The 12,916-nt window shown below is 42.1% G+C and carries 10 protein-coding genes; 7 read left to right on the forward strand and 3 right to left on the reverse strand.

What is annotated here, in order from left to right:
* From H5232_RS20110 to H5232_RS20140, 7 genes are all read left to right on the forward strand, one after another.
* A partial coding sequence (locus H5232_RS20110) for a class II aldolase/adducin family protein (protein WP_182831395.1) occupies positions 1–328 on the forward strand: 328 nt, incomplete at its 5' end.
* A 22-nt stretch (positions 329–350) separates the two neighbouring features.
* Positions 351–1,850, forward strand: a complete 1,500-nt coding sequence (araA, locus tag H5232_RS20115) for an L-arabinose isomerase (RefSeq protein ID WP_149980044.1) — start codon at positions 351–353, stop codon at positions 1,848–1,850.
* Positions 1,851–1,943: 93 nt separating this feature from the next.
* A complete protein-coding gene (locus H5232_RS20120; protein WP_182831396.1) occupies positions 1,944–2,534 on the forward strand; it encodes an HAD family phosphatase in 591 nt (196 codons plus the stop codon).
* Between the two features lie 216 nt (positions 2,535–2,750).
* Positions 2,751–3,818, forward strand: a complete 1,068-nt coding sequence (locus H5232_RS20125) for an aldose epimerase family protein (RefSeq protein WP_259400164.1) — start codon at positions 2,751–2,753, stop codon at positions 3,816–3,818.
* Complete coding sequence (locus tag H5232_RS20130; RefSeq protein ID WP_182831398.1) at positions 3,818–5,785, forward strand: glycoside hydrolase family 97 protein; 1,968 nt, start codon at positions 3,818–3,820, stop codon at positions 5,783–5,785. Before H5232_RS20125 ends, H5232_RS20130 begins: the two co-directional genes overlap by 1 nt.
* Positions 5,757–7,727 carry an RICIN domain-containing protein gene (locus H5232_RS20135; protein WP_182831399.1) on the forward strand — a complete coding sequence of 657 codons (1,971 nt, stop codon included), beginning with the start codon at positions 5,757–5,759 and terminating at the stop codon, positions 7,725–7,727. Before H5232_RS20130 ends, H5232_RS20135 begins: the two co-directional genes overlap by 29 nt.
* Before the next feature lie 415 nt (positions 7,728–8,142).
* Entirely contained in the window at positions 8,143–8,910 is a 768-nt protein-coding gene (locus tag H5232_RS20140; RefSeq protein ID WP_182831400.1) for an ABC transporter substrate-binding protein, read from the forward strand.
* Between the two features lie 289 nt (positions 8,911–9,199).
* Here the strand turns inward: H5232_RS20140 and H5232_RS20145 are convergent, their stop codons facing one another.
* From H5232_RS20145 to H5232_RS20155, 3 genes are all read right to left on the reverse strand, one after another.
* A complete protein-coding gene (locus H5232_RS20145; RefSeq protein WP_259397091.1) occupies positions 9,200–9,619 on the reverse strand; it encodes a hypothetical protein in 420 nt (139 codons plus the stop codon).
* A gap of 114 nt (positions 9,620–9,733) precedes the next feature.
* On the reverse strand, positions 9,734–11,635 hold the full coding sequence (locus tag H5232_RS20150; protein WP_259399197.1) for a carboxylesterase/lipase family protein: 1,902 nt from the start codon (positions 11,633–11,635) through the stop codon (positions 9,734–9,736).
* Positions 11,636–11,864: 229 nt separating this feature from the next.
* On the reverse strand, positions 11,865–12,916 hold a 1,052-nt coding region (locus H5232_RS20155; protein ID WP_182831401.1), incomplete at its 5' end, for a LamG domain-containing protein.

The raw sequence follows: 12,916 nt of genomic DNA on the forward strand, positions 1-12,916 counted from the left end.
CATTACCTGCACCCGCGAGCTTACTGATGCGCAAGTAAATGGTGATTATGAGCTTGAGACCGGTATTCAAATTACCGATGCTTATAAAGACCGTGATCCGAAAGCGGCACCTATGGTGATTGTGGCAGGACATGCACCGTTTACTTGGGGTAAAGATGCTGCGCAGTCTGTGTATCACGCTGCACTACTAGAAGAAATTGCTCGCATGGCTTACTTAACTCGCACCTTAGATCAAAATGCCGGTGCACTTAAGAAGTCTGTGATGGATAAACATTATTTAAGAAAACACGGTAAAGATGCCTACTACGGCCAAAGTAACCGTGGCTAACAAGTACAAGAGGAATTTATATATGCCGTCGTCAATGAAAGAAGTTTGGTTTGTAACTGGGTCACAACATTTATATGGCCCAAAAGTGTTAAATACTGTTGCAGATAATAGCGCTGCAATTGTGGCTGGTTTAAATAGCGAAGCTAATTTACCGGTTAACTTAGTGTGTAAGCCAACGGTGAAAACGCCTGAAGAAATTCATGCCGTGTGCCAAGCTGCCAACACCGATCCTAACTGTGTGGGTTTAGTATTATGGATGCATACGTTCTCACCAGCGAAAATGTGGATTGCTGGATTAAACGAGTTACGTAAACCATGGTTACACCTTCATACGCAATTCAATGCCGCGCTACCGTGGGCTGATATTGATATGAACTACATGAATACGCACCAAAGTGCCCACGGTGACCGTGAATTTGGTTTTATCGGCACAGTTATGCGCAAAGAGCGTAAAGTGGTTGCAGGTCATTGGCAACGCGCTGACGTACAAAAGCAAATTGATGATTGGTGTCGCGCAGCTAAAGGTTGGGCTGAAAGCCAAACACTTAAAGTGGCTCGTTTTGGCGATAACATGCGTCAAGTTGCAGTTACTGAAGGTAACAAAGTATCAGCACAAATCACCTTTGGCTATGAAGTGCATGCCTTTGGCGTAGCGGAGCTCGTTAAAGTTGTTGATACCGTCACTGATGCCGAAGTAGATGCACAGCTTGAAGTATATAAAACTGACTATGTGATTAGCGATGAAACGTTGCAAGATGACTACAAAGTATCGATGCTACGCAACGAAGCACGTTTAGAGCTTGGTATGGAACGCTTTTTAGAAAAAGGTGGCTTTAAAGCATTCACTAACTGTTTTGAAGATTTATCAGGTTTATCAGGTTTACCAGGACTTGCAACGCAGCGCTTAATGGCGAAAGGCTATGGCTATGGCGGCGAGGGCGACTGGAAAACAGCTGCCATGGTACGCATAATGAAAGTAATGGGTGAAGGCCGTGAAGGCGGTTGTTCATTCATGGAAGACTACACCTATAACATGGGTGATACTGACCAAGTATTGGGTGCTCACATGTTAGAAGTGTGTCCATCAATTGCAGCGCAAAAACCGCGTCTAGAAGTTCACACTCATACAATTGGTGTGAAATGTGATGTGGGTCGTTTATTGTTTACTGCTAAAGCAGGTGCGGCAATTAACGTTTCACCAATTGATATGGGTAACCGTTTCCGGATCTTAATCAACGAAGTAGACACGGTAACACCACCGGCTGAATTACCACACTTACCAGTGGCGTCAGCATTGTGGGAACCAAAGCCAAACCTTTCAGTAGCGTCTGCTGCGTGGATCCATGCTGGTGGTGCACACCACACTGCATACAGCCAAGCGGTCACTACAGATATGATTGTTGATTTTGCTGAAATGGCTGGCGTTGAAACCATGATCATCGATGCTGATACCAGCATCCGTGGTTTCAAAACAGAACTACGCCATAATGCAGCGTATTACATGCTAAAGCGCGGCTTATAATTTTATAGCGCAAGTAGACAATAATATGTTGTTTTCATAAGCCAGCCTAGCGCTGGCTTATGCTATTGTGGGCTTTTAATTTTAGGAGTAACAATGCTAAGTCTAACAAAATACCAAGGCATTATTTTTGATATGGATGGTACGCTAATCGATTCGATGGGCGCACATTTGCAAGCGTGGGAGCTGACCTGCCAAGCTTTTGGCTATCCGTTTGACTACGACTACATGTATGGTTTAGGTGGCGTGCCAACGCTTGCAACCGTTGATATTCTCAATGAAAAATTTGGCCTTAGCCATAATGCGGATGAAATTGCGCAGCAAAAACACCAATTTTGGTTAGGTTTAAACCAGCAACCAGAAATCATTACTGAGACAGTCGATATATTAAATTATTACCATGGCAAAATGCCAATTGGTGTAGGTACTGGTGCAGACCGCGAGCATGCCATTGATCATTTAACTCATACCGGGTTAATCGATAAAATTGATGCGTTAGTCACGGCCAGTGATGTTCGTCACGGTAAACCACACCCAGAAACCTTTTTAACGGTTGCCAAACAAATTGGTGTACAGCCAAATCATTGTGTGGTGTTTGAAGACACGCAAATAGGTTATCAGGCAGCAGCGGCGGCAGGTATGGACTGTATTTTAGTTAAAAACGGCAAAATACAACTAAAAACTTAGGCGAATAAATTTGCAATTGACTACTATATTGTATTATAAAAGTATAAATACAATTATAAAAAGGTTATTGGTATGTCATTGCAATGTGTAACTCAGCGCCTAACAGCGGTTCATCAGTCGTCAGCATCTATTAAAAAATTCTCTCGCGGTATCTTTGCAGTGGCAGTGTCCTTTTCAATTGCCTTAACCCCCGCGTGTGCTCACCAAGGAGACAATATGAGCAATTCACCTTCTGCATTACTGCACGCTTATGGCAAGCTTGCAGATCAAACTCCGATCAACCAAGTAACGCTAACCAATAGTAATGGTGTGAGCGTTGATGTGATCAATTATGGCGGCATCATAACGCGCATCGAAACGCCAGATAGCAACGGCAATATGGGAAACATTGTTTTAGGCTTGGATAACTTAGAAGATTATACCAATGCAACCACTTACTTTGGCGCGATCATTGGCCGCTTTGGTAACCGTATTGCCAATGGTAAATTTAGCTTAAATGGCACCGACTATCAGTTAGCCACAAATGACGGTGATAACCACTTGCACGGTGGTGTACAGGGCTTTGATAAAAAAGTCTGGACCATGGTGCCATTTAGTACAGAAAACAGTGCGGGTGTCACACTCAGTTTAGTGAGCCCTGATGGCGACCAAGGTTACCCTGGAGAGCTTACAACACAAGTTACCTATACACTGACCAACAAAAATACCCTAGATATGCAATTTGTGGCAAAAACTAATAAGCCCACCATCATTAATATGACCCAGCATAGCTATTTTAACTTAGCAGGTAAGGGCGATATTCTTGATCACCAAATGCAAATTAATTCAAATGCAATTACCCCTGTTGATGGCGGTTTGATCCCAACGGGTGAGTTGATGCAAGTGGCGGGTACGCCGTTTGATTTTAGAAATCCAAAAGCGATTGGCAAAGAAATTGATATCGATGATGAGCAGCTCAAGCTTGGCAAAGGTTATGACCATAACTTTGTACTTAAAAACAAGCCTAATCATGATTTGATTGAAGCCGCTAATGTGTATGAACCAAGCTCAGGGCGTACCTTGACTGTGTATACAGAAGAGCCAGCGGTACAGTTTTACTCGGGCAACTTTTTAGATGGCAGCAGTAAACAAGCCTCTGGTTTAGTACATAAATTAAGAAGTGGTTTTTGTTTAGAGCCACAGCACTTCCCAGACGCGCCTAATCAGCCAACATTCCCAAGCACGACACTGCTCCCTGGTGAGGTTTACTCAACTCGTATCGTGTATGAGTTTGGTACTAAGTAATGCACGTTGTTAATCAAATAGGGCTGCTGTTTGCAGCCTTAGTGATAACAACTGCGGCGCAAGCGACTGAGGTTGCGACCATTCGCAGCCCGGATCAGCAGTTAACTGTATTGGTTGATTTGGATGAGCAAGGGCAGCTAAGTTATCAACTACAGTCACGTAGCGATAAGGTCATTGAGCCTTCTTTATTAGGTATCACGCTTAATAATACTGACTTTACTAAGCGATTGAGATTAGCCGCAGTTTTAAAACAGCCCACAGTAAATGACAGCTACCAGCTTTTTACTGGTAAGCAGCAGTTGGTTGATTACCATGCTAACAGCACGGTTGTTAGCGTGACTAATCAGCAAGACCAAGCACTGAATATTCGCTTTCAAGTCAGTAATGATGGGGTTGCTTTTCGCTATGAGTTAGCTGGCCAAACCACAGATACACGTGTGGTAATGAGTGAACAAACAGGGTTTAACTTTCCAGCTGAAACAGTTGCGTGGTTGCAGCCTAAGGCCGAAGCACAATCTGGCTGGATGAATACTAACCCTTCTTATGAAGAAGAATATTTACAAGCGACAGCATTAACGACCCCTGCAATAACCAATAATGGCTGGGTGTATCCGGCATTATTTAAGCACCAAGAGCAGTATATTTTAATCTCAGAAGCTGGTGGTGAAGACTATTACAGTGGTACTAATTTAACCAATAATAGCCAAGGGCAGTTTAAGGTTCGTTTTCCTGATCAGCGTGAAGTTACTTCTAATGGTGGCTATTTACCAGAGCATACACTGCCGCTGTTATCGCCTTGGCGTTTATTGGTAATTGGCACGTTGCAAACGGTTACTGAGTCTACTTTAGGGACTGACTTAGCCCGACCAAACCAGCTAACTAACACTGATTTTGTTAAACCGGGGATTGCTGCTTGGAGTTGGGGGTTATTAAAGGATGACTTTACAACCTTTCCTGTGCAAAAACAGTTCATTGATTATGCAGCAGATATGCACTGGCAATATGTATTGATTGATGCGGATTGGGATCAAAAAATAGGCTGGGAGAAAATGCAGCAGTTGGCAGCCTATGCTAAGCAAAAAAATGTTGATTTATGGGTTTGGTATAACTCATCAGGCGCGTGGAATAACACGGTTTATTCTCCTAAAAGTGCATTACTAACGCGTGCTGATCGCATTAAACATTTTGCAAAACTTCAAGCTATGGGAATTAAAGGCATTAAAGTCGACTTCTTCCCGGGTGATGGTTCATCTGTGATGGCCTATTACGAAGCTATGCTGAAAGACGCAGCAGCACATCAGTTAATGGTCAATTTTCATGGCACCACTTTGCCAAGGGGCTTGCAGCGAACGTATCCTAATCTAATGACCTCCGAAGCAGTAAAAGGCTTTGAGATGATAAGCTTTTTTCAAGCATTTGCCGATAAAGAAGCGCAGCATGCAGCGACCTTAGTGTTTACTCGGAACGTGTTTGATCCAATGGATTTTACACCTATGGTACTTGGTGATATTCCTAATATTGAACGCAAAACCAATAATGCCTTTGAGCTCGCGCTGCCGATTTTATTTACATCTGGGGTACAGCACTTAGTGACAACGCCTGAGCAAATGACGAAAGTTTCAGAACCAGTAAAAGCTTATTTGAAATCGCTGCCTACTCTGTGGGATGAAACAAGGCTCTTGCAAGGCAGCCCAGGTAAGCATGTGGTGATGGCGAGACGTTCTCGCTGCAACTGGTATGTTGCAGGTATTAATGCGCAGGATAAAGCTATTACGTTAGATATTGACTTAAGCTTTAGTAACTTCAGTTCAGCCCAGCTACTTAGCGCAGGTAAAAAATTAACACAGGTTGAGGCGCAACAGCTCAACTCAAAACTGTTTTCTATAAAATTAAACCCCAATAGCGGGTTTGTTATAATAACTAAGGGTGATAACAACAATGAATGCACAACATCACTTGCGCACTAAATTAAAGCGTACTGCTAAAGCAACAGGCCTTGTAGGTTTATTCGCTTTGTCATTAAGCTCACTTACAGGGTGTGAATCTACAACCCGCGCAGACACACAACAAACACAAGATGCAGCACCAATCGCGAGCGCAAAAGCACCCACGCAAGATGATGGCGTATTCACTAATCCATTATTTCCTAATGGTGCCGATCCATGGCTTGAGTACTGGGATGGTAACTATTACCTAACGACGACAACATGGACATCTGAATTGGTGAGGCGTAAATCACCTACTTTAGCAGGACTTGCCGATGCAACCCCAGTAAATGTATGGTCAGCGACCGAGCGTGCTGGTTGTTGTAACTTTTGTGCGATTGAATTACATCGTGTTAAAGGCTCTGGCGGCTACCGTTGGTACATGATGTATACAGCAGGAACTGATGGTACTTTAGATAACCAACATCTGAATGTATTAGAAAGTGCCGGTGACGACCCAATGGGTCCGTATGAATACAAAGGCGCACTCATGCCTGATGTATGGAATATCGATGGTAACTACCTAAACTATAAAGACAAACTGTATGTGATCTACTCACAGTGGCAAGGAGATCAACAGTTAAACATTATTGCTGAAATGGAAAACCCGTGGACATTGAAAAAGAATTCACCGCACACGGTGATCACACGTCCTGAACTCGATTGGGAGATCAGTGGCCGTAAAGTTACCGAAGGCGCTGAGATTTTACAGCATAACGGTCGCACGTTTATGACTTACTCAGCAAGCTTTTGTAACACCCCAGACTACAAGTTAGGGATGTTAGAACTTGTAGGTGATGATCCGCTTGATGCAAACAGCTGGAAGAAGTTTGACGAGCCTGTATTTGAACGTACTGATGAAGTATTTGGCCCAGGCCATAATGGCTTTTTTACCTCACCCGATGGCAGTGAAGACTGGCTGGTATACCATGGCAATGACTCAGTAGAGCATGGTTGTAGTGCCACACGTTCTTTACGTGCGCAAAAATTTACTTGGAATAAGGATGGCACGCCAAACTTTGCAAAACCTGTTACACCGGGTGTTGAAGTTGCTCCACCATCAGGTGAATACGGGCCACTTGTAACTCGTGTGCAAGGTCAGCGTTATAACTTAGTTAATGCAACCAGCGGTTTATGTTTAGATATTGCAGCGGATCCTCAAGATGCGCGTGCCGTGCAACGCCAATGTGCAAGCACCAATGGTCAATGGGTGATTGATGCCACCACAGATGGTTTTGTACGTTTAGCAAATCGTGAAGACAGCAAGTTTTTAGAGCTGGCTAATTGCAGTGATGCTGATAATGCGAAAATACAATCTGCAGCGTGGCGTAATAACTTCTGTCAGCAATGGAAAGTAGCACCAAGCACTGATGGTAATGTCACTATTACTAACCGTTACACTGAAAAACCATTAGCCGTAGCAGGGTGTTCAGCCGCGCAAAATCAAGCGGTTTTACAACAAGGTAAAGATACTGCATGTGCTGATTGGCAGTTACAGCCTGTAGGTAGTGTCGCGGTAATGAGCCAACAAAGTGGTAAAGCATTGAGCGTTGCAGGAGCTGTTAAAGCGGGTACTAATGTTGAGCAACAAGCGTTTACTCACAGCGATGCCCAGCAATGGTTCTTTGCGCCAACAGACACAGGCTACGTTGCTCTAAAACAAGACCTAGATAGCGATTATTGCGCTGCTGTGGCAAACAATGCTTTAGTGCCTGGCGCTAACGTTGAAATGGCTTCGTGCGAAACTAAAACAGCACAATGGCGTATAACCCCTGTTGAAGGTGGCGGCGTGATGTTGATCAACCGTTATACAAAGCAAGCACTGGGTTTAAGTGATTGTGGCCTTGCAGATAAAACTAATTTTGCACAACAACCTGATTTAGGTAACAAGTGCCAAATTTTCCATTTACGCGAACCAAAGTAAATGTAAATAAGCGTTCGACTCTCACCAAGCCACTGTTTCGATAGTGGCTTTTTTATGTGTATGTAGCGTGCGTTTTAATTTTATGAACTTACATTTGAATAGTCGTGTTATTGCCATCATTAATAAAGTGCACTCGCGGCCTGTACATTTAGTATTTTTTAACAAACTGCCAAAGTTAAGCGATTCGCTCAATATAAAAGGTGGTTGTATTTTAAGCTGTTGTCGCTAATTTAATTAGTGTAAGGTGACGCAGCAAAGGTACAATTTGATTGTCCATAATTGTAAGATACAGTGAACCAAGTGTAATGTTAGCGTAGGCTGCTAATATGTAAGGTAAAGCCAAAGATAATTATAAAATAAACTTAAAAAATAGCGCTTTTTATAGATAGAAGCAGGCACAGGAATAGGAAGCCTCATGATATTAAGAATGATTTTATTATTGAGTTTATTGTCAAATATAAATGCAAATGCTCAGGATCCAGAGCCTGAACTTACAATTTTGTTGAACGACTGGCCACCTTATAATTTTAACAAAGGTGGTAAGCTAGTTGGTATTAGCACAGAGTTAGTAGAAGCCGCGCTGCAAAAAGCGAACATCAAATACAAACTGTTAGTTTATCCTTTTAAACGCGCTTTATACACTGTCCAACAAACTCCTAACACTTTGCTTTTTACAGTAGCTCGCATTCCTGAGCTCGAAAATATGTATAAATGGATTGGCCCTTTGCACACCAGAGAGGTATATCTGTATAAATTAAATTCCCGATCTGATATACAGATCAACAAAATCGCAGATATCAAACAATATAAAACTAGTGTGCTGATGGGCGGTTCAGTTGAGCAATTCCTTAAGCGTAATCACTTTCAAGAAAATATAGACTACTATGTTACTGTTAATTCAGAACAAATATTAAAAGCTTTATTTAAAAAAAGGACAGATCTGATCCCTGGAGATCCATTAGCTTTAGCCTATCAAATGAAAACGCTGGGCTATGATCAGTCAGCAATTGAAAAAGCCTATTTACTGTCGAACGAAGGTGGCTATTACATGATAGCTAATAAAAAAACATCAGATGAAATGATAACAAAAATTCAGAAATCTTTAGATGAAGTGCTTGCATCAGATAAGAAAGATAAAACTATCGAAAAGTATCTACAAATAAAAAGCGGTTCCTTTAACTAAAAATCTATCGATTAAACAATCACTAATTATTTTGGTGATTAAATTGCAAAGCTTATTGCGCCTGGTAGCAGAAGGCATTTTAATGGCCGATTTACTTTTGTCAGTAAAAATTGCTGTAGCAAGGAAATACGAGTGCACCAATCTGCCTAGCGATTGGCCAGTTTTTATAACTCATAATTATGCCTAATTGTTGATATTGCGCTTATTTAAGTATAGCTAAAAACACGATTGCTAATAATAGAATATGAGCAGTACTACAATAGTAACAACTAATCGCGATTTCAGTTGATCACACCATGGCACTGACAAGTGCACCTGTGTCGGTAATACCAGCTTCTTTCATCGCTTCAGCGATGGTTTGAACTAACGAACCCATTTGAGCTTGCATTGATACAATCATATTAGTTTGCGCTTCGACTTGTGCTTTAACAGCTTCATCTTGCTGGTTATCTAGCGCTTTTAACTTTTCGAGTTGCTCTTTTTGTTGTTCAATCTGTTCTTTGATTTTTTTCAGCTGTTCGATCATTTTAGCGATGTGATCGGGCATATCTGAATTGGCCTCTTTTTCTGCTTTCTCTTTAGTTTCCCGGCCTGATATATTGTCTAACTCTTTTTCTGATAAACGATAGCCAGTAGTATCGTTACTTTTTACCGTAGACTCTGATGGTGACGCAATTGGCTGTCCCAGTGGTTTATGTATCTGCATCATGGCTCTTTATAATGTGATTTAATCATACTTATCGGCTGAAAGAGGCGTTACTAAAGGGGAGGCATGTAAATAAAAGCCAAATATTAATTTGGCTTTTATTTGGATAGCTGCAGACTAACGAACTTGGTTAGCCCATTTTTCACCGGCTGGTGTGCGGCGCCATTTAAAATACTGATCAAGTGTTTCTAGCGCTTGTTTGTCGGGCACTGGGCCGACTTTTGGTTGCTGTTGAAAATACATAGTGCTGGGTTTGTCATTATTAAAAGCAGGCCAATTTGGTAATGCATCGTCATTTGGATTGCCATTTTTGGCAAAGTTAGTCCAGTAGGTTGCCATTATATCTGACATTTTTAAATCATTTTTAGTTACATTCGGATCTGCTTTATTAAGGTTTTTAAACATATAGGCTATTTCATGACCGTGGCCAGAGCCATGATCTTCATCTTTGCCGCCAAGTTTACGCTCAGGATGGTGATCAAAGTAATATAAATAAACAGGGGCTCTTCCATGTTCAGTTTGTAACTTAGCCCAGCTCCAAGTATGCCAACCAAAGGCAGCATCACGCACCAGATTACGGGCGCTGCGAGGGATGCTGTTTTTTGCAACAGGGTAAGCCTCAAGTAAACTTGGCGCAAATTGACCGAAGCGAGTCTTTACTCCATCAACAAAATTATTAACATCAGGGTCCCACACAAAGCTGACGCCTTCATCCGAGTTATAACCAATTAAAGCAGGTACATCATTAAACTTGCCTTGCTGATAGAGCTTATATTGGTCGTCTTTTATCACATAGCCGTCAACAATGGGCCAACCACCGGGAAGTGACCAGCCTTTTGGTATAAAAGTTTTTGCGCTCATTTTTCGCAGTTGTGCAATGGAGCTTGTGCCAAACTGTTTTACATAGTCGAAACCTTCTGTTTGAGCCTGTTGTAAGGTTGACATGTTTTCACCGGGGTAGTTCTTAATGCGAGTAGGACCAAATGAACCACCACTTTGCGAGATAACTTTGTTAAATAACCCTTTAGCTAACGGTGAGGCGGCAAGCATGCTAACCGAAATGCCGCCCGCAGATTCACCCGCAATGGTAAGATTATTTGCATCACCACCAAACTCACTAATGTTTTGTTTAAGCCACTTTAAGGCGGCTAGTTGGTCGAGCAACCCATAATTACCTGATACGCCAACTGGGCTTTCCTTATTAAGTTCAGGATGGGCTAAAAAACCTAATTGACCAACGCGATAAGCAATAGACACTACTATCACGCCTTTATTGGCAAGTTCGCTACCATCAAAAATAGGATCTGATGAACTGCCAAAGCTAAAGCCACCACCGTAGATCCAAACGAGCACCGGGAGCTTTTCATTATTTGATTGCGCGGGCGTCCAAATATTCAGATATAAACTATCTTCACTGCTCCCAGATACGGGATCGTCTGCTTGAATTGGGGCAGGGGCATACGCTTGTGCTTTAAGCACACCTTGCCATTTTTCGGCAGGTTGAGGGGCTTTCCAGCGCAACTCTCCAACCGGTGGTTTAGCAAAGGGCACGCCTTTAAATACGGCTAAGTTTTGCTGGGCCGTGCCTTCAAGTTTGCCCTGTGCCACGCTGACTTGGGTTAATGGTTCTGCGTTTGCGCTGGCTGCTGCTGTAGCAAAAAATGTGGCCCATAAAAGCCGTTTAAGTTTTGATACGTTCATAATCATTCCTTTAAAATTGCTTTGCTTATCTTTTAATTGCCAATCAAGCTTATAGTTTGCTGTAGCAAAAAGTTGCGCGCCATCCCAGAATTGACCTGCAATAGCGATTTTTTTCAGATTTGCGCTTTGGTAAAATTCACTGAGCAGATTCGCAAATTGTGCTCTAATCCAATCAATGACGTGAGGGAGCATGCTATTTCTGGCCTTATTTAAGAATTTGTCATCAAGGCTGTTTTGCCTTTTGCCCAGTGCTATCACTAAGTAACCATATGAATTAATCTCAGACAGCATATGCTCTAAAGGAAATAAGGTGTCCATTCAGCCGCCGTTAGCAATAACTTTAAATGCTGTCATTTTGGCAAAGTAAAAACAGGGTATAAGAACATAAGAATACGGTACATAGCCCTTACTAAGTTGTTATTATAGTACAAATGGTACGGTAGAAGATAAGTGATTTTTTGAAATAATTGATAAATAAAAAAGCCAGACTCTCGTCTGGCTTTTCACGACAACAAACTATTGGGCAAGGCAGCTCGCCCAAAATAGTTTATTCTTGTGCAGTTGCTGCATCAAAGAGTGCTTTAATTGCATCAGCATCAATTGCACCGCTGAATACTTTTAACTCATCAATTGCACCAGCATAAGGCGTATCCCAATAGTTTACGCCTAACGCAAATTCATTGGTCTCGCCTGCAACAGTGAATACACGTGGAAAACCTGCAGCTTCAAGTTTTAATTCACCATTTACGTACATTTTTAGTGTATCACCATTGCTACCATCGACAGTCATGGCTAAGTGAGTCCATTTGTCTTTAGGTATACGAGTATCAAGCTCACCGTTATCGAAAAATGCGCCCGTAGTTGCCCAAAGTCGAGTTTTATCAGTACCATCCATTGATGGGACAAGGCTTAACCACGTTGACGAATTTGCACCGGCAAAGAATGCAGTCGTGTAACTGGTAAATACATCTGGTTTTAACCACAGTGAAATTGAATAGTCATTCGTTGTAATTAAGTTATCAGGTAATCTCACTCCAACATTACCATCTAGATGTACAGCTTGACCGATAATACCGTCAGTGAAAGTGACAGCACCGCCTTGGTTATCTATCCGGTTACCGGTTGCGTTACCTTTACCGTAAACGCCTTCAAGCTCAGCTAAATCACCTTCAAAGCTATATTGCGCAGGGGCAAGTGATTTAACGGTAACATCGAAGGTTTTAGTGTCAGTGAAGCCTTTATAGTTAATCGTTGCAGTTAAGGTGACGATTTGATCGCCTGCCAACGCACTTGGTTGATTAACGATAGCTGTGCCATTAACAGGTTTTAGGTATTCTTCATTATTTGATGTCCAACTGATACCGGATACAAATGGACCAACACGCGGTAGAGTGAGGTTATCACGCACTGCTGATACATCACCTAAATCTAATGCATCTTTTACAAAACCAGCGAATTTTGTTGGATCAGTTAAGTTATTGATAGCAGCTGCATTGATGTCTAAGTTACCAAGGGCATAGTCATATACTATTAAGTCATCAATCTCGCCTTGGAATGGTAAATCCCAGCCATAGTTTACGCCAAGTGCAAAGTTACCCG

This window comes from Pseudoalteromonas sp. SG41-5 (assembly GCF_014164495.1).
GTDB lineage: Bacteria > Pseudomonadota > Gammaproteobacteria > Enterobacterales > Alteromonadaceae > Pseudoalteromonas > Pseudoalteromonas rhizosphaerae.

Excerpts from the sequence above, each read along its gene's own strand:
- araA (WP_149980044.1), top strand. The coding sequence starts at position 351 with ATGCCGTCGTCAATGAAAGAAGTTTGGTTTGTAACTGGGTCACAACAT.
- H5232_RS20120 (WP_182831396.1), top strand. The coding sequence starts at position 1,944 with ATGCTAAGTCTAACAAAATACCAAGGCATTATTTTTGATATGGATGGT.
- H5232_RS20125 (WP_259400164.1), top strand. The coding sequence starts at position 2,751 with ATGAGCAATTCACCTTCTGCATTACTGCACGCTTATGGCAAGCTTGCA.
- H5232_RS20130 (WP_182831398.1), top strand. The coding sequence starts at position 3,818 with ATGCACGTTGTTAATCAAATAGGGCTGCTGTTTGCAGCCTTAGTGATA.
- H5232_RS20135 (WP_182831399.1), top strand. The coding sequence starts at position 5,757 with ATGAATGCACAACATCACTTGCGCACTAAATTAAAGCGTACTGCTAAA.
- H5232_RS20140 (WP_182831400.1), top strand. The coding sequence starts at position 8,143 with ATGATATTAAGAATGATTTTATTATTGAGTTTATTGTCAAATATAAAT.
- H5232_RS20145 (WP_259397091.1), bottom strand. The coding sequence starts at position 9,619 with ATGATGCAGATACATAAACCACTGGGACAGCCAATTGCGTCACCATCA.
- H5232_RS20150 (WP_259399197.1), bottom strand. The coding sequence starts at position 11,635 with ATGGACACCTTATTTCCTTTAGAGCATATGCTGTCTGAGATTAATTCA.